Source organism: Paenibacillus sp. M2 (assembly GCF_046713495.1).
Lineage (GTDB): Bacteria > Bacillota > Bacilli > Paenibacillales > Paenibacillaceae > Paenibacillus > Paenibacillus amylolyticus_B.
Genome location: NZ_CP169648.1, coordinates 2242261 through 2264413 on the forward strand (window position 1 = coordinate 2242261; position 22153 = coordinate 2264413).

The window sequence follows — 22153 nt, forward strand, 5'->3', positions numbered from 1 at the left end:
TTGGTTGGGGGCTTTCCAGACTACACTGTATGAAAATGCTGCTCGTAGATCTCGTTTACCCGATGGAGAACGGCAGGACCTTGCTCTGTGAAACGAAGTGCTGTCGCTTTATTTTTCACCAGAAATGTACCGGATTCATGTCTGGTGGGTGATAAAGCCGCATTGTAGAGCAGCGAAGCGCCATGGCTTGGATGAGGAAAGAACCATTTCATAATAGGTTTGATATAGAAGGGCAGGCCGGATGTTTTGTTGCCCCTTAGCGTATTATTTCCACCGGGATCTACGCTTAGCAGTTGTATGCCATTCGCTTTGGCAGACTTGGCAACCTCACGTGTCCATAGAGATAGACCGAGCTTCGAAGTGGCATAGGGACCAAACAGCTTTTTGAATTCAGTTGGACGTTCCAGGATATTTAGATCAAATTGTTTGACCATACTGAACGCGGTGGTGGAAGTATTGACGACTGTTTTCATCTGTCCTTTGAGCAATAGCTCCACTAATTCCATGTAGATGATGTAAGGGACTACAGTTTGAAGTTCAAAGTGCAGTTCATGCCCCTGATCAGAGAAACGAAGCTCCGAAGCGCTGCCACCCGCATTGTTAAACAAAACATCAATTGAATCGGTATCGGATTTAATCTGATCCAGTGCAGTTCTCAAACTGTCGTAGTTGGTCAGATTAGCCTGAACCCAACGGAGCTGGCCTGAACGTAAGGCGTTCTGAATATCGGTATCCTCGGATGGGAAAGCAGAACGGTTGAGACCGATTACCTGCCATTCTTCAGCCAGTAACTTGCGTGTCAGTTCAAGACCAATTCCTGACGTTGAACCTGTGATGAGAGCGGTGCGAAGCTGATTTTGTATATTCATATATACCTCCAGATAGAATGGGATTACAGAACGAATCTGTATGCTGCGCTCATTCTATAACTTGGAGTCGACTCCAAGTCAAGGGGTGTTAGGGTGGAAGGGATCATGCTTGACTTGGAGTCAGCTCCAAGTTGTAATATGGAGAGAAATAAATATGGAGGAGGCCCATATGATGAGTGAGAATGAAGTGTTCTCCATTAAAGAAACGTCAGAACAGGCCGGATTATCGGAAGATACAATTCGTTATTATGAGAAGATTGGGCTGCTTCCCCGAGCTGAACGCAAAGCCAATCGCCATCGGGTATATCGCTCTGAGGATATCCATACGATGAAGTTGATCACTTGTCTGAAAAAAACTGGCATGTCTTTGGAAGAAATGAAGCCCTATCTCCAAATGTCCATGGATTCGGATCTCGCCGATTTTCCGGATGAACGGGAGATGCTGGTGAATCACCGAAAGAAAGTTGAAGCACAGATTGCTTCGCTACAGCAGGTCGTTGATTTTATCGATGAGAAGTTGGATAAACGAAGTATGTATCCTGATGAATGCCCTATTACCGGGGAAAACCAGATGTCTGTTTTTGAGAAAAAGAACATATTCGTTTGATGGCGCTGCTACCTGTTTGAATCCAAAAACCCACGTCATGATGATGCGGGTCTTTTTGCTGTTTCTAGCATTTAATATCGAGTGTATGGCCAGGTTATTAGATATCACTTTTTACGGAGAGGGTTGTCTGAAAAGAAGCTTAATGAAGCAGGGATATGATATATTAAAGAGCAATGTTACATTTTTTTGATAGCAACCACATCTGCAGATTGAGAAGAATTCCAGATAAGAGAGGAACGACAGCATGGATTACTGGGGAATACTTGGTATAGAGCCTACTGAAGATTTAAATGCGATTAGACGGGCTTATTCATTACGGTTAAAACAAAATCATCCAGAAGAGAATCCTGAAGGTTTCAAGGAACTTAGAGCAGCTTACGAGCAAGCTAGAGAGATTGCGTCAACAGGTTCAATTCAACCGATACATGTTGAGTCTGATGATGATCCTACTCACCACTTCACGGAAGATACGCAGGATTTAGCTCAAGGTATACATATCGAAGACTTACATATAACTCCTCCACAGCGGGAAGACCCGCTGCGTGAAGCTGTAAATCATTTTCTGGAGAGAACGATTAGACTGTATGAAGATTTTGACTCACGCATTCGTTACGATCTATGGGTGAACCTTGTAGAGGATGAGCAATTCTGGAGCATTCAGGTTCGGGAAAGACTACACAGCGAATTGTTAGATGTTTTGGCAGAACGAAGCTGGCTGCCTGGTATGGTTTGGAAATTATTAGATGATACGTTTGGCTGGATGGACAATGAACTGGAGTTAAGCGAGCGATTTTCTTCCTCGTTTCTAAATCACATTCGTTACCAAAGTCAAAGTTTATATGATTTGCAGCTTGAATATTTACACCAAGCGGCAGCAGCTGGTTTGGAGATCGACGATTATTTATATTTTCGTGAATTCGCAAGACGTGCACTCATTCATCAAGACTTGGACACAGCGCACGAGATGTTGGGCAAAGCTTACGCCATGTATGAACAAGACCCTGTGTTACTGCGCTTGATTGCGTTATATTCGATGAACGTTGAGGATTGGGAGACTGCGCTCCACATGTACTCCAGGCTTGCAGTTATACTATCGAATGAGCCTCAAATTCTCCGTCACTTGGCAGACATGTTACTGAAGTGTGGACATGTGGAAGAAGCGTTATCCATCAACATGCAGTTGTCGGAGGCAACTGAAGCGATGATCTATAGTCCTGCTTTATCATCTGCAGCGCAGTGTCTAATCCAGTTGGGTAGAAATAATGAAGCCATGGCCGTATATGAGGCAGCGTTAGAACGATTCCCAGCGGACTTGGAACTACGAACTCGTCTATGGCATGTACGGCATGAATATGAGCAAGAACGCATGACGATTTTGGAAGAGGAGCTTCAAAATGACAACCCTCCTGGAACGGAACAGATCGAGGAACTGATTGGGCTTTACCGTATAAGGAAACAATCAGACAAGGTAATATCCATGGTTGAAGGATTTGGATCAGAAGTACTGTTAAGCAGTAATGCTTGGTTTTTGGCTGCTCAAATGGCATACGATGTTGATCTAAAACTTGCTTTACACTACATTAATCAGTCTGTCACAAGGGCTAAAGAAGAGGTCTTTGTTCACCAAGAGGCTTTGTACTTACGCATAAAGGTCAATTATAATCTAGATCATTATGAGGCAGTAATCTCAGACGGTCTTATTCTGAAAGAACACATGGCAGAAGAGCCGGGAGTTTATTTTTATCTCGGGGAATCCTATCGTATGCTTGAAGAATATGAACAGGCGATCTTGAACTATTTGCAGGCAAAAACATTAAATGGGGGCGCAGGCTACGAATTTGGATTAGCTTTCAGTTACTATAATTTAGAAAAGTATGTTAAGGCTATAACGTGCTTTGAGACTTATATGAATGAAGGTAATGAAAGTGCTGATCTCTATCACTACCTTGGCATCTCGTATATGAATGTAGAGCGATTCGAGGATGCTGTTCAGTGTTTCCAAGCTTGTTTACGTATCGAGAGTTATCCGAGCACACTTTATCATCTATTTACAGCCTACAGAGGACAAGCCAAGATTGATCTTGCATTGTCTACCATTGAACAATATTTGGAGACTGGGGACACTGCGTATCAAAATGAAGCTCTTGGTGCAGCAGCGGATCTCCATTTTGATAGAAAGAACTGGACCACTGCTCATGATTTCTTCTTAGCGCTTCACAAAAAGATGCCGGAGGTTTCTTTATTAACAAAAATGATTGCTGTTTGCCTCCTTGCGGATCGTAAGTTTGAGGAGGCAGCAAAATGGATTCTGAAGATTCAGGATCACGAGCCTAATAATCCGTGGGCGCTTTTACAGATGATTCGCATCTTTGCCGAACTCAAGCAGTGGGATGAGTTGGACAGCGCTATGGTGCATTATTATAAAACAGTAGAACCTGCCAAGATTGATGGTTACAGCTATTATTATGGGGGCTTACATCTATATCAGGCACGTAAATACGATGTCGCTCGCAAAATGTTGACCCGAGCTTACGAGTTTGGTTTGCGGGGGGATACATGCAGTTTACTGAGTTTATCCTATATGCATCTTGGTCAAGGAGAGTTGGCACTTGTGTATGCCAGAGAGGCTGTGGCAGACCGGCCTGATCATCCGGATTACCTTGCACGTCTGCAGGATATGGAAGAGCGTCTGAGTCAACGGGGAGCCTGGTTTAATAAGCTGAAGTTCAATATATTCCAGATGGGATTGAAACAAACGGTACCACTTCAATTCCCTGATCTTTTGAATGATGAAGAGCTCAGACCGTATTATAACGTGGAGGTATTCAACGATGTATTCTTTGCTTGATGCAAGACAACAGTGGACACTGGCAGCGGGAGCTATTTTACTTGAGGCAAATGCTTTGGAATTCGCCACAGGGTATGATATTGAACGATTGGATGGGAAAAGGGAAGGCATCATTGAAATGTTTGGTCGAGCATGGAGTATTCGGGACGAGCAGTCATTTCATCAGCAAATGGAAAGTTTTCGAGAAGGAAGCGGGCACCATGATAAATTTGATCAACGCAGGGCGTTATTGTCTGTAATGACTCATCAGGAGCAGGAAAACTACATCCTTGGTTTGGAGGATGAGACGATCAGAACCCAATTGAGGGCCATCCAACTCTATGACAGCCGCCTGAATGCGGCAAGCATCAGCGCCTGGGACTGGGGAAGAGCCATATCAATTACACGCATGGCGATGCAGGTCGGTTATGTAGATGAGAAGACAGCATGGACTTTTATGTATGAAATGGCGCAGCGAATTCAAAAAGCGTATTCAAGTTGGACGGAATTCGGACTTGCCTACCTCATAGGACGTCAGTATGGGTATGAAGAATTGGAGACGGAGTCAGCCCTGGAGCACTTTTCGCTTGTAGAGCATTTGTTCGAACGGGCAGACAGTCCATGGAATGTACTTCCGTGGGAAGAAGCAACTGTTGGTCTGCCTGTTGAACCAGAAAGAGAGGGATAAGACCTTGACCCTACAACAATTAAAATATGTAATTGAAGTTGCTACACGCGGTTCCATGAATGAAGCAGCCAAACGCCTGTTTATCTCGCAACCCAGCCTGTCCAATGCCATCCGGGATCTGGAGCAGGAGTTGCGAATTACCATTTTTGAACGTACCAATAAGGGAATATCTCTGTCTAAAGAAGGCGTTGAGTTTCTGAGTTATGCGCGTCAGGTGGTTGAACAAGCTGAATTGTTGGAGAATCGTTATCTGAACGCCAAGCCATCCCCGCAGCACTTCTCTGTATCGACGCAGCATTATGCGTTTGCAGTGAATGCCTTTGTTCGTCTGGTACAGCAGTATGGTCAGGATGAATACGAGTTGGCACTTCGGGAGACAAAGACCTACGAGATTATTCAGGACGTGAAAAGCCTGCGCAGTGAAATTGGCATCCTGTATTTGAATGAGTTCAATGCCAAGGTGATTAACAAATTGTTAAAAGATGCGGGGCTGGTTTTCACCAGCTTGTTCACAGCCAAGCCCCATATCTTTATCAGTGTGAAGAACCCGCTGGCGAAGCAGGAGTCGGTTGCAATCGAGCAACTGCAGGATTATCCGTACTTGTCATTTGATCAGGGAGAGTACAATTCCTTTCATTTTTCGGAAGAGATCCTAAGTACGTTATCTCACCCCAAAAGTATACAGGTCAATGACCGCGCAACATTGTTTAACCTATTGATTGGTCTGAATGGTTATACGATCTCTACGGGTGTACTTAGCGCTGATCTGAATGGAGACGAGATCATTCCTGTACCGCTGGAATGTGAGGAATCCATTAATGTAGGGTGGATAAGCCACAAGAGCACTTCTCTCTCCAATCTGGGCGTGGAATATGTCCAGGCTCTGCATGAGGCCATAGGGTCCTAAACATGTTGAAAGGTTCATCAAAAGTCGTTTCCGTATAATCGGAAACGGTTTTTTTTGTTCTGTTTACGATCACTCAAGTATAGGGTGGTATGTTGTCATCCCGTGTAATAGAATGAAGGTATATGTCGAATGTGTGCAAGAGAGCGAAGGGAGAACGGTTAGTGAGAGTTCTGTATCGGAATAAAAGTGAACAGCATGAGCTGACGGTATATGATACCAAAAAGCTTTATGGAGAGAAGGGCCAGTTTCGTGTATTAGAATTCTCCAACGCAGCTGTGCAGGGAGCCATGGATCTGGATGAGCCTAACCGGATGGTGTTGGAGTATCCGAGAGCGATGGTGCATCTAATGGAACGGAATGATCCTGAGTTTGATACCGTATTTGTGGTGGGACATGGTATTGGCACATTGCCAACCTACTTGTCTGATCGTCAGGTAAAAGTAGCTGAGCTTGACGCAGAGGTCGTGGAGTTGAGCCAAACCTTTTTTGGATATGAGGGAAGTCCTGTGCTCATCGGGGATGGTCGTGAATTATTAGGCCAAGAACCCGCTGCGACATATGATTATATTATTATTGATGCCTTTACGGCAACGGGGACACCCGAGCAGTTTATATCCAGTGATTTTTTTGCCATGGTCAAGGACAAGCTGGACTCGGACGGAGCTGTGATCCTTAATGTGTTTGGGCGTGCGGGCAACGATTGGCTTGTCAATGCGATCTATACGACACTTCAGGCACAGTTTGCCTATACACGTGCATTTGCATTACCTACAGAAACAGCGGATGAAGTCCAGAATCGAATTTTAATGGGCAGTCATCACCCAATCGAATTTCAGGTTCGTCACATGGCAGGGTTTGTTGAACAAGAACCAGAAGAAGGATATATCATTGTCGATTAGGACGATCCTGAACAGTGATTCTTCCAGGGAAAGTAAAATGTCATTAAATCGTCAATCTTACGATGTAATTGTTAAGATTTCTCAAACTCTTTATTTGATCTTAACAACTTTTGTATAAGATAGAAGGAATATGCCTTTTCATGAAAATCCGGGGGAAGTAAACGATGATTCCACAGATCAAGAGATCTAGGTTACGAAAAAAAATAAAAAACATCAAGAAGATCAGCCTCACGGCTTTACTCGGGGGGTTGGTCACTATATCAGTTATAATGACATTGACCCTCATGGTCATCTCATCTTATACATCTCAGAAACAGTCACTCATTGATAACACCCTTTCGCTAAATTATGCAAGCGCTGTGCAAATGAGCCAAACGCTGGATTCGCTTTTTTATTCCATGCAGGAGAGCTTGAAATATGCAGCTCAATATTTCCCGGATACGGATCACGCCAATACAAAAGAGTTGAATTCCACATTGGAATTGGTTCGCAATAGTAGTAATTTTTTTAATTCCGTTTCTTTGGTAAATAAAGCGGGGGTAGTCAGGTCTACCTCACCTTACTCACAGGCTAGTGTAGGTCACCATGTTAGTTCCAATGCAGCAAAAGAAGCGGTTAAATTGAGGGCTTCGTATATCTCCGAAGCGTACCAGACACCCAGAACCAAACGCAGAATTGTATTTGTCAGTGAACCGATCTTTGATTCGGCAGGGGAGTATCAAGGAACAATCGGTGGAAATATCTTTTTGCAGGAAAATAATATATTGAGTCTGTCTTTTGGTAGTCAGCTCAAGACAAGTAATGGTTCCTACTTTTTTATTGTGGATAAGAAGGGCACTTTGTTATTTCATCCAAACACCAACCGAATTGGTGAAAATGTCAGTAAAAATGAAGTGGTGCAAAAGCTGCTAGAAAACAAGAACGGTAAAGAACAATACAAAAACCTGGCAGGTGTGGATTCGCTTGCAGGTTATTACAAAGTTCCATCAACAGACTGGGGCGTCGTAATCGTGTCTCCAACCAAAACGGTGTACGATCAGTTGAATCATCATATCCGTATGTTGTTACTGTACACTTCAGTGCCTTTTCTGATCCTGACCCTTATTGTGGTTCGGGTTGCACGCAAGCTGGCCAGTCCTTTTGCTATGCTCGCTGATTTGGTGAATCAGGTCGATAAGGGACAAGTGGATCTACCTGTGATGAAGCCTCACTGGAATAGAGAGGCAGACCTTCTAACGAGAGCAGTTGTTGGCGCATTGGCGAACTTTAGGAAACAGACAAACCAGCTTGTCTATGATGCCAGAACCGATGTTTTAACAGGCATGAACAATCGCAGAACTTTCGAAGAAGTCATCCAGGAATGGATTCAGGATGAGGTGCCATTCTCCATTATTGTTCTGGATATCGACCGCTTCAAGTCCATTAATGATACATTCGGGCATCATGCTGGGGATGAAGTATTAAAACACATTGCCAATATCATTCAATTGTCTGTTCGACCAGAAGATGTCTGCGCCCGGTTTGGTGGAGAGGAATTTGTAGTCTTGTTAAGAAATTCCGAGTCTAACGTGGCTTTTGAGATTGCTGAACGTATCCGAATAACGGTCGAAGAAAGCATATTGCCTATAGATCGTTCCGTCACCATCTCGGCTGGAATTGCCGAATATCCGAAGCACTCCACAACTTCCACAGAACTGTTTCACTTGGCGGATAATGCATTGTATCAAGCGAAGGAAGACGGCCGTAACCGTACGGTTACGATCCAGACGGTTATTAAATAAGCAAGCAAAGAAGCTGTTCCCTAAAAACTAGGGACAGCTTCTTTTGTGTTTTATACCTCTTGTGAGGATCTGGCCAGAACCTCATTTGTATACGTTTCTCCCCAATCTCGCATGCTGAAGATAATCGGCCGTAACGTTTCACCAAATGGTGTGAGGGAATACTCCACTTTAGGTGGAATCTGGGGGTATATTTCACGATGAACAATTCCGCTGCTTTCCAACTCTCGAAGTTGCAGGGTGAGCATACGCTGGGTGATTTCAGGAAACAATTTTCGGATCTCGTTAAATCTCAAAGGACCGGAGAATAAATGATACAAAATGGCACCTTTCCATTTGCCTCCGATCACGCTGAGGGTAACTTCCACGGAACAGCCGTATGGCGCGGGACATAGCTTGGTAGCGTCCTTTTTCATTATAAGTACACCTCCACTTTAGGGTGATTTTCTATGGTATCTATTTGGGTGGTTATATTTCATAAAGTACGTATAGTTCATGAAAGAGCATATCACTTATGATGCAGATTATAAACCCTAATTGTAGTCGAAGGCAGATGTGTTGATGTCTATAAGATAAAAAAGAGCCCCGGTTTCAGGCTCTTCTCTGGATGTATAAAATATGAGGATGAGCGTATATACGCTACTTCAGTGACGATAGAATGGAGTCACATAGAGCCATCGTTGCAATATTATCCTTGGCGCTGGAATGTGGGACAGTCTGATTCTGGCAACACGCGATAAAGTGCACCATTTCACCAACAAACCCGCGTAGATAAAGGTCGCGATAAGCTCCTGACATAGGAGATCCGGAAGGTGTATATACAGTATCTTGCTCCTCGAGAGATTTCCAGGGAAGGCTGGTCGAGCTTCGGGATTGATGGACAGTAAGTGTGTTGATATCTTCAGCTGACGCAAATCCGTTGTCAAAGGTGACGAGTACACTTTCACTCTCCCGTGACCAAGCGCTCATGCCGGTAAAATAAGCGCTGCCTACTACGTTATTCTCAAAAACAAGGGAAATGCTTTGATTAATATGTTCCCCATCCTTCACGGTTGTGCCTGTAACCCGTATTACTTCTCCGAATAAGTAACGCATCAGATCGACCATATGTATGGCAGCGAGCTTCATGAACTGTTCCTCATCCTTGCAAAATGGGGTGCTGTCTACAGCGAATTTCATCTGGAATGAACGTACCTTACCTAGCGAACCACTATCAATGAGCTCCTTCAGCTTCATGTATACGGGAGCATAACGTTTCATAAAACCGACCATGACAACGACGCCGCCTTGCTCGGCAGCCTCTGCTACAGCTGCTGCTTCCGCTGCATTCCATCCGAGTGGCTTATCCACGTATACATTCTTACCAGCTCGAATGCATTCAAGGACAAGAGCGGTCTGATCAACAGGCTGGGCGACCACCACGACTCCGTCACAAGTTTCCTGTTGTAACATAAGCCCAGCGTTATCATACGCTTTTCCGTTGCTGCCAAATCGCAGCAGAGCTGCTTCAGAGCGTTCCATACTGCGTGTGGCAATGGCCTGGATCTGCGCTCCGGCTTCAACAACAGAAGGGTAAATATTCGTGGATGCATGAAACCCGGCACCGATAAAGCACAGATGGGTTGTTTTCAAGGTGGATCTCTCCTTCATTTTTGCATTTGTATGGATGGTATATTTGTTTAATGCTACGATAGGGTGTTTGAAGTTGAGAAAAAAGGACATATGTCCTATTCTTGAATGAATAAAAAAGAAGTTGCATTTTTATTTTGGAGCATGTATACTCTGAATTACGGTAAAACAAGGAATTGCTTCACCGGAACGCTTTTCATCGATGGATGAGGAGATACATATTATGCGGTCGTGGCGGAATTGGCAGACGCGCACGGTTCAGGTCCGTGTGGGCTAACCCCCCGTGGAGGTTCGAGTCCTCTCGACCGCATCTAACAAAAAGGTTCGTGAGTTGCTCTAGGGCAAATCACGAACCTTTTTTTGTTTTGTGGATCATTCGTGTGAAGCCTGCATTTTGCTATCAGCATGCTAATGCTAATGTTGCCGCTGGCGCAGAATGACTGCCGTGATGATCCCGGCAATGGCTCCTGCAATACCAAATAGCGTAACACTGGCAACCACTTCAACCGACTGGAGACGAAACAAAAAAGCGATACCACTGCCAAAAGTGGTTCCGGCCAGAAATCCGAGCGAAATTCCTAATTCTTTCGTTAATTTCATTGCTTCACCTACTTGGAAATGTGAGATATGGATTTGCAAATATTGGGTATAGGCAGTAAAGTGTGATCAGGAAAATCATCACATTTTATTTCCTTTTTTATCTTGTGGTTTTAACCCGTTAATTATGCATGATATCTCATATGGGAGGGTAAGAGCGAATGAATATGAACGAACGAATTGCAGCATGGAATGAGGAAGCACAGCAGTGTGCTTGCGGTCATCAACACCGGGTGGTGGATATGCTGATTCATCTGGAAGCTGGGGCCATTCAGAGGTTACCGGGTTATTTGTCTGAGCAAGGATATCGTCAGGTGACGGTTGTTTATGATCGACATACGTTTCAGGCGGCCGGATCTGATGTGCTGAGCAGTGTTCGCGAAGCGGGAATACATGTGGATGAGATCGCTCTGCCGGAAAATCGTGCGGGTGATATCATTGCGGATGAAGCAGCTATTGTACAGGTCATGTTGGGTGTGAAACTGGAAAGTCAGGCTGTAATTGCGGTGGGTTCAGGTACCATTCATGATCTGGTGAGATTTGTTTGTTCCAAAATGAACAAGCCCTTTCTGTCCATACCGACAGCGGCTTCAGTGGATGGGTTTACCTCTGCGGGTGCACCCTTAATTGTAAGCGGCGTCAAACAAACATTTCAGGCTGTTCCGCCAGAGGCTATCTTTGCCGATCTGGATATTCTGGAGCAAGCCCCGCAAGTGATGACAGCTGCCGGATTCGGAGATATGCTTGGTAAATATACTTCACTTGCAGACTGGATTGTTTCTCGTGAACTGGGCGGAGAACCGTTCTGTCCAGTTGCTTATCGGATGACAGAAGAAGCGCTGAATACCTGCATAGATCATGTACAAGCTATTGCGGAGGGGCGAGCAGAGGGAGTAGCTGTATTAATGGACGCATTAATTGTTTCCGGTATCTCCATGCTGATCATTGACCATTCCCGTCCGGCATCCGGAGGTGAGCATCATCTGTCCCACATCTTGGAGATGGATCTGATGCAAGCGGGAGAAAGACCGGTTCTGCATGGTGCCAAAGTTGGCGTAGCTTGTGCATTGCTTACGGTGAAATATAAAGAGCTTGCACAGACATCGGGTGAACCGGTGTTTGGGATATATGACCAATTGCCGGAGGCCTCTCAGCTCATTGCATGGTTGGAACAAGTAGGTGGACCTGTGACTACTGAGCAACTCGGTGTAACCCCGGAGATGGTGGAACATGCATTCAACACAGCGCATACGCTTCGTCCTCGATATACCGGATTGAGATATATCAATGAAGTGTTAAACACGAGGTCAGGATGACCTTCTAGAGAGAATGATCATGATGAAATGCATAAACATAGCTTTTAGCGGGCTGTGATGGCTCTTTTTGGGAGCAAAAGGCGAAAAAGGGTAGGTTATCTGACATTTCTGATGGAATAGCCAGAACAGTGCTTCAAGTCCGAGAGAGAAGGCATGCATTTTATTTTAAAAAAGGCTCTGGCCTCCCTATGGGGAGATCAGAGCCTTTTGGCTGTTCGCTTATTTAGTTGTTGCGACGATCTTTCAAGATGACATCTGCGAACAAAATAGTTTTCGGGATACGGAAAAATTGCTCCGCTTGTTCCTGAAACGCAGCAGAAGGCAGTGTTCCCTGATGCAGCCATTTGCGGAAAGTGCCGGGATGAACCCCGATCCAGTGGCTGACATCTGTCACCGACAGATCATGGACCATACACAAGCCTGTCAAAATACGGTTACTAACCGGAGAACGGGTCACCGTACGCTTCATGAAGCGAGATGACTCGGGTTGACATATGACAGGGCTATTACGCACAACTTCTTCATTGAAGAGAATATGACGCGGGTAGCCGAGTAATTGGCAAGTCTTGTCCAGATTGGTACTGCCGGGTATCCGTCCTTCATATACCCACGCACTGACACTGCGTGAAGAGATGGAGAGGTCTTCAGCAAGCTGGGACAACTTGATATCATTGGCCATCAGCACGGCAAGAAGAACACGATTGCGGATTTGACAGCGTGTCGGTTTTCGGAATCGTTTAACACGGACGCCTTTTCCCAAGTATTTACGGTTGATCAGAGACCACGCCTGGATGGAATGTTGTTCTGGTTGATTAGGCATATTTCCTCCGATTTTTTTTAACCAAATACTACAATAAACAACGGGGTACTTTCAAGTGCCGGGACTACCGGTTACAAATGCGTCAATGCGTGAATTCACGATAAAGAGGGAACTACGAACTAGACCATGCGCAATTCACATCCTAGTATATTCCTAGATTACAATGTTTCACTAAAAATGAAGGGAGAAATTGAACAGGAATAAAAATAATATAGTTCTAATTACTTATTACTAGGTCTAAAGAACTTTTATCTGTTTTTTGTTGATATGATGCGGTTTATTTCCCTGAATTCCCCAAAAGCATGTGATTTTCGTTCTCCTGTTGCGAAGAGGATGTGCACAAATCTGAAATGATAAATCCGCATGTTCAGCATGACATGTGACCTGTCAAATCTCTTACTTTTACATATATTGTATGATACTCAAGTGTAAGGGAGAGGTGAGGAACGTGCATCTATCTGTGAATACCTTTGCTGTCATCTCGGGAGCATTTGTTACGTTTGCTTTTGGCGGATGGGATCAATTGCTGAGCCTGCTCGCGGTCGCGATGGCTGTGGATTATGTAACAGGTTTGGCAGCGGCGGTAAGAACAGGTGCCGGGTTGAATAGCAACATTGGATTCTGGGGGATTGCTCGCAAAGGGCTCATGCTGACGGTTGTTTTGCTTGCTCATCGAATTGATCTGATCATGGGAACCGATTTTATCAAAGGCGGAGCTATTTATTTCTATCTGGTGAATGAACTCATTTCGATTACCGAGAATTATGCCAAAATCGGTCTTCCATTGCCTGCAAAGCTCAGACAGGCCATTGCAGTGTTGAAGAAACAGGAGGATCAGGAGTATCTGGCGAATCGTGAATGGTCCAAACCGCAGCCAACCGCGGACAACACCAAGCAGCAGGCTGAAACAGGACAAACTTTGCAGGATGACTCTACGAAACAGACGGAGGATGGATCGCAAAAGAAATCCGAATCGAAGGGAAACGGTTCGGATTAGTTTTTCTTATCAAGAGAACGTTTCCAAGTATCCTTTCGTAATAGAGAACGTTATGATATATTTTGGATACATGAAAATTCATTCATTTCTACTATTATATTAAACGAGGTGTTTGCCCAGATGATAAAACATATTGTCCTGTTCAAAATGAAAGATCGCTCAGCAGAAAGTATTGAAGCTGCAGCTCAGGTGCTTCGCAATCTGGAAGGTAAAATTGATGTCCTGGTTTCACTTGAAATCGGGATTGATGTGCTTCGCTCGGAGAGATCGTTCGACATTTCACTCACAGCGGAGTTTGCTTCACTGGAGGATCTCCAGGCGTATCAGGTACACCCGCTTCATCAGGAAGTTATCAAGTACATGAACGAAGTCAGAGAACAGTCAATTGCAGTGGACTACGAAATCTGATCTGTCATTCAAACTACGTTGAGATAAAGGGGACTCTGCATGAGCGATTTAAGAGACGTTATGGAATTTCTATATATTTTTGTTGTGTTTCTAATCGCTTGTCCTGTGATGATATTCTGGCTTAAGCGAAGAGGGAAACGGAACCGATAACTCACTGAACGGGAAGTGAACGAATGTATTATGTGAACAGAGAACAGATTGCCCGCCGGCTTGCTGCTGTACCGGAAGTAGCTGAAGGGCTTCGCGGGGCAGCAGAAGCTTGGGACGGCAGTCTCATGCTGGGGATGGTACAGGAACGGTGTCTTCACCTGGCGATCGAGATTGTTACCGATGTGGGAAGTTATCTAATTGACGGTTTCATCATGAGAGATGCGAGCAGCTATGATGATATTATTCAGATTAATTATGAAGAAAAGGTTTTTGATAATCCTACCTATGAGATATTGCGTCAGCTTGTCACGTTACGCAAGCCACTGGTGCAGGATTATTACACTTGGGAGCGGTCTGAGCTCCATCCGCTTAGCGTAGAGTTGCCGAGTATACTTGAACATTTTACTACTCAGGTTAGCGCCTACGTGGAAAAAGAACTTGGTCCTTTCAATACGGCACAGACCGAGGGACAGCGTAAGGAATGAGGGAAATCGCATGACAAATGAATCAAAAGAATTCAATGAAGCAAATACTGAAAGTAAAGAAACAAATGAATCACCGTCCGGATTCCATCCGGTGTATATGGTTGAACTTTTGTTCCGGGAACGTCCAGAGGTGAATCGCCTGCGTTTGCAGGAAGCAATGATTCGCCATACAGGACAAGTCCGACTGGATGTGAAACAAGAGAGCGGAGGGCAAAAGCATGAGATGCTTGTCTTCTATCATCTGGACCATAAGGTATCCTTCCAGGAAGGGGATATCCCTGCTCAGACTTGCATGCTTCCTGTGAATGAAATCGCAGATCGTGCTCGCTTTGGCGGTGCTCTGCAACAAGCATGGCATTGGCCGGAAGTGGGACAGGTTGTAGAAGCTTCGCAGTACTCCATCCGGATACATGATATGTTCACGGCTGCCATGCCTCGTAAGCAGCGCCTGGAGCTGTTTCAAAAGACTGTACTGGCAATCATGGAAAGTATGACCTGTGACGCGCTGTATTGGTATGGCAGTGACAAGCTCGTTGAACCGGAAGCATATACGCAAGCTCAGGAACGTGAGGAACATCTGTATGCAGCCATGAACGTTCGAATGTATCAAGCCGGAGGTACAGAGGAACAGCGCGGGTTGGTCATGGATACCGTGGGATTATCTGCGCTGGGTGTACCTGATGTCCAGTGTCACTTCGTCGGTCTTGATCCGGATACGGTGGCTCAGACCTTACTGGGTGCAGCGTATTACATATTTGATCAGGGGGATGTTCTGCAAGATGGACAGACGCTGGGTTCTTCAGGTGGACGTCGCTGGCGGTGTGAACATCAGGCGGCATTGATTGCACCGGGACGATATGTGATTGATTTGGACCCGGGGGATGAGCATGCCGCGGCTGATCTCGAGCCGGCTCGTCAGAACTGATTTTAAGCCAAGTCATCTGCATCCATTCAAAAAGGGCGTTCAGATTATTTTTAACATCTGGAGTGTCAAGTCAAGCCTGTGCTGCTTATAATGCATCAACAGAGTAGGCATTCGCCCGGATGGCTGAGCGACAGACCGTTGCTTCTGATCCGGTACTTAAACAATAGTAAAGGGAGAGATGTGACGTGAAGGATTCTAACAAAAGTTTGTTGTGGGGAGCTCTTATTGGCTCTGTAGTTGGTTCAGTAACGGCATTATTGCTGGCGCCAAAATCGGGACGTGAACTTCGTCAGGATATTACAGAAGGTGCTCGTCAGGTATCGGAAAAAGGTCAGGAACTGGCTGGTATCGTGGGAGAACAAAGTTCACAGATTGTATCCAAAGTTAAAGAGACCGCAGATGTTGTGATTCAGGATATTCAATCCTGGCGCAATTGCGCTGAAGGAAAAGAAATTCGCATATCGGCAGCCATTGTTGATAACGAGATTGATAAAGCAGCTGATGAACCCGGAATTGACATTGTAGCGAAGCTTCCTGCGGATGAGTCCAAGGACGACAACTAAGCAAAGCTTGATAAGCAGGCTTTCCTCTATTTAGAGGAGAGCCTGCTTTGTTGCGTGTCCACACATAGGTGACGTAGCGCGGGGATTTAATTTGAACCCTGCGATGAAATCGGGTAAGATGTAGGTACCTTTTTGCCGGAATGTTCATACGGTAGGAAGAAAGCTCTGGGAAACAAACGTTTTGAGAATTAATTCAATGAAGAAGGAAGCGGTGTGTTCGTGCAGCAAGCAATCGCTATATTAGACTCCGGTGTGGGGGGATTGACCGTCGCCAAGGAAGTGATGCGTCAGCTCCCGCGGGAAAAGATCATTTATTTTGGGGATACTGCCCGGACACCGTACGGACCCCGTTCGTCCGAACAAGTAAAACAATTTACGGAACAAATCGTTGATTTCTTGATCCAATTCGATCCGAAGGTTATCGTTATCGCCTGTAACACAGCAACAGCAGCCGCGCTGGAGTATATCCGTGCCAAGGTGAATGTGCCTGTCATTGGTGTTATACATCCGGGTGCGCGGGCCGCAATCACAGCGACACGTACAGGACGTATTGGTGTGATTGGTACCGCGGGTACCATAGGTAGTGGGGCTTATACATCGGCACTCAAACAGTTGTCCCCCTATATTGATGTGGTCAGTCAGGCTTGTCCGGCGCTGGTGCCGTTGGTGGAACAAGGTGAATTTCGTTCCGAGCACACGACACATACGGTGGAACAATCATTGGGCGGGATCAAACAACAGCCAATCGATTGTCTTATTCTGGGTTGTACGCATTATCCCTTTCTCATGGACACGATTCAGGAAGTTATGGGGCAGGAAGTGAAGTTAATCAGTTCAGCAGATGAAACGGCACGTGAAATCAGTACGATTTTATATGATAAACGAAAGCTGGCCAGTGGGGATGAGACCCCGGTGCATCAATTTTTCTGCACGGGTGACCCGCGAATGTTCCAGAATATCACCCGTCGATGGTTGGGGGAGCAGATCTCCAAGACCCCTGTTGTCTGGCAGGTAACGCAATTATCATAGTTATACTCAAATTATGCATGAATAAGACTTTTAATTAATGTATTTTGGTTGTGGACTATCTCGGAACTGTGAAGTTCCGGGATTTTTTGTCGTCATTATGCATTAACCGGAGATAAACATGATTCTTGTCACATGACGGACAACCTGACCTGCATACATATGTTACAGACACGAAATTGGTCAGAACTGGACAGGAGACCTGTCTTTTCCTGTGGAAAGGAGAACAACATGGATCTACAGTGGATTATCGTTCAGCGGGGAGATACGTTGCCGCGAATTGCGTCAGCACACCATATGACCAAAGAGTTACTTGCTGCACTGAACCCGGAAGTGGCTTCCCAGCCTTACTTGCTGGCAGGTCAGATGCTGCGTATTGTCCCCGGGACAGGTCGCAGATACGCTGTACCGCCTGGAGAAAGTGTAGGGGAGATTGCAGAGAGATTTGGTCTGGACGAAGAGGTGTTGCGCCAGGCCAATCCCGAAATCACCAATATAACCGACTGGGTTGGTCGCTGTATTCATATTCCGGCTTCGAATGGAAAAACTATTGTAAAGATTCAGGGAGAGTATGGTTATCGAGAATTAATCAGGGATATAGACAAGCTGGAGAATCAATACCCTTTTATCGAAACAGGGTCCATTGGAACAAGTGTCATGGGGAAGTCGCTGCCTTATTTGCGTATTGGGCAAGGGTCGAGACATATCCATGTTAATGCTTCCGTTCATGCGAATGAGTGGTTGACAACAGCAGTTCTGATGAAGTTTATTGAAGAGTATGCCGAGGCGTATGGTGCGCATAGGGCATGGCATCAATACCAGACAGAACGCTGGATGCAAGAGACGACACTCTGGGCCGTGCCGATGGTTAATCCGGACGGGGTCGAACTGGTTCAGGAAGGTGTGGTCAATCAGCATCCACATGCACAGCAGTTGTTAACCTGGAATGCGGACAGATCACATTTTACCCATTGGAAGGCCAACATCAGAGGGGTGGATCTGAATGATCAATTTCCAGCCCATTGGGATGAAGAGGCAGCGAGAAGAGGTATAACCTCACCTGGCCCCAGGGATTATGCGGGGACAGCGCCATTGACAGAACCGGAGGCACAGGCGCTTGCGCAGTGGACGCAGCAACATACATTTGATGTGGTTGTATCCCTGCATAGTCAGGGACAGGAGATCTATTGGAACTACCGTGATCTGGAACCTAGAGAGAGTGGACCGCTGTCGCGTAGACTTGCCAAAGCTTCAGGTTACAAGGCGGTGAAGCTTGGTGGCAGTGATGCCGGATACAAGGACTGGTTTATTCAAGATTTCGGTAGACCGGGCTTCACGGTAGAAGTTGGATTGGGTGTTAATCCCCTTCCCGTAGAGCAGTTTGATGATATTTGTATAGAAGTGGGAATGTTGTTGGCTGAACTGTTATCCAATGGACAATGAGGCAAGACCCCGAATGACGAAGGTGTGAAACTTAACAGTAGATCATTCGTATAACAGGAACGGACGCTATGAGCGACGTTCCGTTTTTATTATTTTTGATAATGGCATGTCACGTCATTCGTTCTGAATGGTTTTCGAACGGGTAATGATGGATGTGCCGTTTCGGCGACATATACAATTATACGGAGGGATTCAGATGAAGTGGAGAAGACTGCTGTCGTTCAAACGATGGACACAAGTTTTCAAAAGGCTCCCCCGGCTGCTCCGGGCTCCGCAGATTCCTTTGGGAGAAAAGTTGTTGTTTATTATTCCGGCGCTGTTATACTGGGTACTTCCTGACGTCATGCCGTTTATGCCCATCGATGATATCGGGGTCACTTTGATTCTGATGAACTGGTTTGTAAGCCGGGCAGAACGTAAATATCCTGTGCTTCAGGAGGGGACACCTTCTTAATTTGCGGCCCAATGGATCGTTTTAACAATGAATTCGCATCAATGTTATTGCGAAGAGCGGTAACTTTCTTTACAATAGATGCTGTAGTTTAAGAATGCTGAAATTGTTGAAACCTGCAATTACAATATAGGAGATGAAGAGAATGAACTGCAAAATTACGCGTAATGCTGCTAAAGTATTGAAGCTTGAATTGGACAAGCCGGAGAACGAAGGAAAAAAACTGCGCGTTGTTATCACACATGCACATGGTGACCATGCTCACTACGGACTTGATCTCGACACACCAAAAGAAAATGATACAGTTGTATCTACCGATAAAGAGATTGATGTCATTCTCGCGAATGATCAGCCTTTGTTGAACGGTGTAAAAATTGATTATCTCTACTTCCCGGAAGAGGGATTTGTTATTACGAATCCGTCCCAAGGCAATCACGGCGACCACTAAGGGCGCGAAGAAGGGGAACTCATGGCTAACGATATCCGCGTATGCGAAAAGTGTAATCATGTTCGACTGAAATCGATTGTGCCCAAGTTGCAAAAAATGGCTCCAGACACGGAGATCAAGATTGGGTGCAAATCCTATTGCGGTCCTTGCGCGAAACGTGCGTTTGTCTTTATCAACGGTCGGTACATCAGTGCGCCGACAGAAGAAGAAGTGCTCGCCAAAGTTGCAAAGTTCGTGAAGTAATAGGATATGATATAACAAGGTGAGTGGAGAAAACTGTCCACACATCACAAAGGAGGGGCTACGTGCTTCTCCTTTTTTTGCGTTTGGGTAGCAGTGAAAGGCTGCTTCAAAATGCGGCATCATCTATCATTTCAGTAATTTGGAAGGTATCTTCTCGAATTTCAATGGCAATGACGGTAGTATCCTTTTTCAGAAAATGTACATGTCCCAGCCGTTCTTCCTCTAATTCCACCCATCCTGTATCCGCTAACTTCTGAAAATAATCCATTGGTGGGTATAGTCCTTGCTCACCCCCAATATGTTTCAGTTCATACTTAACACCTTCTTTAAGAGTGGGATGATCGGAATAAGCTATGTTTTCAATGAGTTTTGCATTGGTTGGAACCGGGATGTCTGGGTTCATGGATGATGCTTTATATCCGTCTATCTCGTATGTTGCAGGAGCGCAGCCTTGTACCCAAATGAGCAAGGGCAACATGCAGAGTGTCAGTAATATTTTCTTCAAATAAATTCCTCCCGACTCACATGATTATCTAATAAACGTAGCGTAATCAACTAAAGTTACGATAAAAACACAAAAGAAGAATAAGGAAGGCTTGTGTTATCCATCCTAAAGGGGTAACAGGAACATGATAATCCCAAGGAGGAATACTCATGCCGAAGCGTTATGATTCCAGTTTGCAAGCCGATACCACCGTATCTCAGGCGCAAAATGCGGTGAACAAGCTTCATTATGCTGTATCTCAGGCCCTGTCTCATCCGACGGCACAGACCATTATACAGGCGGAACGTCGTCTGGCACATACGGAGCAAGCGATGCGACAAGCAGAGCTTTCACTCGGAGGGCAAGGTGTTGAGTTGGCAGAGGAAATGTTCATCGAGGAGAAGAGAAGATTGAATTCAATCCAGAGTCAGCACGGTCAAGGGAATATATAACGTTCCTGTCACATCAGAACCCGCAGGGCAGCAATGCTTTGCGGGTTTTTCATATCTTTTGCAAAGACTCTCGATCCATGGGTTTACTCCGACAGTATGTCGAATGGTCGCTTAAAATTCTGTGAGAAGGTTAATAGAACAAGAGCAGGCAAAATTCCATACGGGAGGTACAGAATGACAAAACATATTACAGATTGTACGATTCTGAACAACGGAGTAACGATGCCATGGCTAGGATTTGGAACATATAAAGCAAAAGGTAAGGAAGTACAACAGGCGGTTGAGACCGCTTTGGAGGTTGGATATCGCAGTATTGATACCGCGTCCATCTATGGCAATGAAGAAGAAGTGGGACAAGCTATTGCAAGCAGTGGTGTTGCCCGTAACGAACTGTTTGTGACGACCAAGCTCTGGAACGAGGATCAGGGATTTGATTCAACGTTGAGAGCATTTGAAGCCAGTCAGAAGGCACTGGGACTGAATGTGATTGATCTTTACTTAATTCACTGGCCTGGCAGAGACCAGTATAAGGAGACGTGGAGAGCATTCGAACGTTTATATAGCGAAGGAAGCATCCGTGCGATTGGTGTGAGTAACTTTCAAGTTCACCATTTGCAAGATATCATAAATGAGGGTGGAACGGTGCCTGCGGTAAATCAGGTAGAGCTGCATCCGGGTCTGATCCAGCAGGAACTTCAGGATTTCTGCGGGGCCCAGGGAATTCAGCTGGAGGCATGGAGTCCTATTATGAAAGGCAAGCTTAACCAAGAGTCCACCCTCAAAGCGCTGGCCCAGAAATATGGGAAAACGCCAGCACAGATCATTCTGCGCTGGGACATTCAGAATCAGATTGTGACGATTCCGAAGTCCGTTACCCCGGAGCGTATTCGTGAGAATGCTGACATCTTTGACTTTGAATTGACACCGGATGAGTTGAGACAAATTGATGCACTGGATTCAGATAAGCGGACGGGTCCACATCCGGATCAACTGTTCTGGGATTAAGTGAGTCGGCGCTAATTGAATATAAATGTTTGATCATAAGTTAGTGGAGGTTCCGGTTACGGATCGATCTTCCGATCGCTGTTGTCTCCAAATTTTTTTGATTCCTCTTTTCAGAGGATAAAATTTGGAGACAAAG

The 22153-nt window shown here is 45.3% G+C and carries 24 protein-coding genes, 1 tRNA gene and 1 pseudogene; 20 read left to right on the forward strand and 6 right to left on the reverse strand.

Features of this window, described 5'->3' with window-relative positions; all coding sequences use genetic code 11:
- Positions 1-20 precede the first annotated feature (20 nt).
- A complete protein-coding gene (locus tag ACETMN_RS10435; protein WP_411736127.1) occupies positions 21-869 on the reverse strand; it encodes an SDR family NAD(P)-dependent oxidoreductase in 849 nt (282 codons plus the stop codon).
- A 172-nt stretch (positions 870-1041) separates the two neighbouring features.
- Between ACETMN_RS10435 and ACETMN_RS10440 the strand changes: the two genes are divergently transcribed.
- From ACETMN_RS10440 to ACETMN_RS10465, 6 genes are all read left to right on the forward strand, one after another.
- Positions 1042-1476 (forward strand): MerR family transcriptional regulator, encoded by a 435-nt coding sequence (locus tag ACETMN_RS10440; RefSeq protein ID WP_411736128.1) that lies wholly within the window; start codon positions 1042-1044, stop codon positions 1474-1476.
- Between the two features lie 244 nt (positions 1477-1720).
- Positions 1721-4324, forward strand: coding sequence for a tetratricopeptide repeat protein (locus ACETMN_RS10445; RefSeq protein WP_091017592.1), 2604 nt, complete (start codon positions 1721-1723; stop codon positions 4322-4324).
- Positions 4308-4991 (forward strand): DUF1266 domain-containing protein, encoded by a 684-nt coding sequence (locus tag ACETMN_RS10450; protein ID WP_179198561.1) that lies wholly within the window; start codon positions 4308-4310, stop codon positions 4989-4991. The genes ACETMN_RS10445 and ACETMN_RS10450 overlap by 17 nt, the downstream gene beginning before the upstream one ends.
- A gap of 4 nt (positions 4992-4995) precedes the next feature.
- On the forward strand, positions 4996-5898 hold the full coding sequence (locus ACETMN_RS10455) for a LysR family transcriptional regulator (RefSeq protein WP_210107676.1): 903 nt from the start codon (positions 4996-4998) through the stop codon (positions 5896-5898).
- A gap of 161 nt (positions 5899-6059) precedes the next feature.
- Positions 6060-6797 carry a spermidine synthase gene (locus ACETMN_RS10460; RefSeq protein ID WP_411736129.1) on the forward strand — a complete coding sequence of 246 codons (738 nt, stop codon included), beginning with the start codon at positions 6060-6062 and terminating at the stop codon, positions 6795-6797.
- Between the two features lie 269 nt (positions 6798-7066).
- Entirely contained in the window at positions 7067-8578 is a 1512-nt protein-coding gene (locus ACETMN_RS10465) for a diguanylate cyclase (RefSeq protein WP_411736130.1), read from the forward strand.
- A gap of 50 nt (positions 8579-8628) precedes the next feature.
- Here ACETMN_RS10465 and ACETMN_RS10470 read toward each other — a convergent pair whose 3' ends face one another.
- Positions 8629-8991, reverse strand: coding sequence for a winged helix-turn-helix transcriptional regulator (locus ACETMN_RS10470; RefSeq protein WP_091017583.1), 363 nt, complete (start codon positions 8989-8991; stop codon positions 8629-8631).
- A 223-nt stretch (positions 8992-9214) separates the two neighbouring features.
- Positions 9215-10207, reverse strand: coding sequence for a Gfo/Idh/MocA family protein (locus ACETMN_RS10475; RefSeq protein ID WP_411736131.1), 993 nt, complete (start codon positions 10205-10207; stop codon positions 9215-9217).
- A 222-nt stretch (positions 10208-10429) separates the two neighbouring features.
- Between ACETMN_RS10475 and ACETMN_RS10480 the strand changes: the two genes are divergently transcribed.
- A tRNA-Leu gene (locus tag ACETMN_RS10480) sits at positions 10430-10514 on the forward strand.
- 104 nt (positions 10515-10618) lie between these two features.
- Here ACETMN_RS10480 and ACETMN_RS10485 read toward each other — a convergent pair.
- Positions 10619-10804 (reverse strand): hypothetical protein, encoded by a 186-nt coding sequence (locus ACETMN_RS10485; protein ID WP_036609735.1) that lies wholly within the window; start codon positions 10802-10804, stop codon positions 10619-10621.
- A gap of 158 nt (positions 10805-10962) precedes the next feature.
- On the opposite strand from ACETMN_RS10485, the gene ACETMN_RS10490 reads away from it, so the two are divergent.
- Positions 10963-12117, forward strand: a complete 1155-nt coding sequence (locus ACETMN_RS10490) for a sn-glycerol-1-phosphate dehydrogenase (protein ID WP_411736132.1) — start codon at positions 10963-10965, stop codon at positions 12115-12117.
- Between the two features lie 223 nt (positions 12118-12340).
- On the opposite strand, the gene ACETMN_RS10495 is transcribed toward ACETMN_RS10490, so the two are convergent.
- On the reverse strand, positions 12341-12937 hold the full coding sequence (locus ACETMN_RS10495; RefSeq protein WP_017689431.1) for a helix-turn-helix domain-containing protein: 597 nt from the start codon (positions 12935-12937) through the stop codon (positions 12341-12343).
- 448 nt (positions 12938-13385) lie between these two features.
- Between ACETMN_RS10495 and ACETMN_RS10500 the strand changes: the two are divergent.
- The 10 genes and pseudogenes from ACETMN_RS10500 to ACETMN_RS10545 form a co-directional block, all read left to right on the forward strand.
- Positions 13386-13769: pseudogene (locus tag ACETMN_RS10500) on the forward strand (holin family protein); the annotation flags it as partial.
- 285 nt (positions 13770-14054) lie between these two features.
- Positions 14055-14342 carry a Dabb family protein gene (locus ACETMN_RS10505; protein WP_017689429.1) on the forward strand — a complete coding sequence of 96 codons (288 nt, stop codon included), beginning with the start codon at positions 14055-14057 and terminating at the stop codon, positions 14340-14342.
- A gap of 173 nt (positions 14343-14515) precedes the next feature.
- Positions 14516-14977, forward strand: coding sequence for a DUF86 domain-containing protein (locus ACETMN_RS10510; RefSeq protein ID WP_411736133.1), 462 nt, complete (start codon positions 14516-14518; stop codon positions 14975-14977).
- Positions 14978-14987: 10 nt separating this feature from the next.
- Complete coding sequence (locus tag ACETMN_RS10515; protein WP_105598098.1) at positions 14988-15902, forward strand: DUF4261 domain-containing protein; 915 nt, start codon at positions 14988-14990, stop codon at positions 15900-15902.
- Positions 15903-16087: 185 nt separating this feature from the next.
- Positions 16088-16465 carry a YtxH domain-containing protein gene (locus tag ACETMN_RS10520; RefSeq protein ID WP_105598099.1) on the forward strand — a complete coding sequence of 126 codons (378 nt, stop codon included), beginning with the start codon at positions 16088-16090 and terminating at the stop codon, positions 16463-16465.
- Positions 16466-16684: 219 nt separating this feature from the next.
- Complete coding sequence (gene racE / locus ACETMN_RS10525; protein WP_411736134.1) at positions 16685-17494, forward strand: glutamate racemase; 810 nt, start codon at positions 16685-16687, stop codon at positions 17492-17494.
- 228 nt (positions 17495-17722) lie between these two features.
- Positions 17723-18934 carry a M14 family metallopeptidase gene (locus ACETMN_RS10530; protein WP_105598100.1) on the forward strand — a complete coding sequence of 404 codons (1212 nt, stop codon included), beginning with the start codon at positions 17723-17725 and terminating at the stop codon, positions 18932-18934.
- A 196-nt stretch (positions 18935-19130) separates the two neighbouring features.
- Positions 19131-19388: a hypothetical protein gene (locus tag ACETMN_RS10535; RefSeq protein WP_036670081.1), complete on the forward strand. Its 258-nt coding sequence runs from the start codon at positions 19131-19133 to the stop codon at positions 19386-19388.
- Between the two features lie 142 nt (positions 19389-19530).
- The gene (locus ACETMN_RS10540; RefSeq protein WP_036670085.1) at positions 19531-19833 is read left to right on the forward strand and encodes a heme biosynthesis protein HemY; all 303 of its coding nucleotides are present in this window, start codon (positions 19531-19533) and stop codon (positions 19831-19833) included.
- 21 nt (positions 19834-19854) lie between these two features.
- Positions 19855-20076, forward strand: a complete 222-nt coding sequence (locus ACETMN_RS10545) for a DUF1450 domain-containing protein (RefSeq protein ID WP_017689421.1) — start codon at positions 19855-19857, stop codon at positions 20074-20076.
- A 106-nt stretch (positions 20077-20182) separates the two neighbouring features.
- On the opposite strand, the gene ACETMN_RS10550 is transcribed toward ACETMN_RS10545, so the two are convergent.
- On the reverse strand, positions 20183-20581 hold the full coding sequence (locus ACETMN_RS10550) for a hypothetical protein (protein WP_105598101.1): 399 nt from the start codon (positions 20579-20581) through the stop codon (positions 20183-20185).
- 149 nt (positions 20582-20730) lie between these two features.
- Here ACETMN_RS10550 and ACETMN_RS10555 point away from each other — a divergent pair, with 149 nt between their 5' ends.
- The gene (locus ACETMN_RS10555) at positions 20731-21012 is read left to right on the forward strand and encodes a hypothetical protein (protein WP_310334128.1); all 282 of its coding nucleotides are present in this window, start codon (positions 20731-20733) and stop codon (positions 21010-21012) included.
- 174 nt (positions 21013-21186) lie between these two features.
- Positions 21187-22017 (forward strand): aldo/keto reductase, encoded by an 831-nt coding sequence (locus tag ACETMN_RS10560; RefSeq protein ID WP_091017566.1) that lies wholly within the window; start codon positions 21187-21189, stop codon positions 22015-22017.
- Positions 22018-22153: the final 136 nt, after the last annotated feature.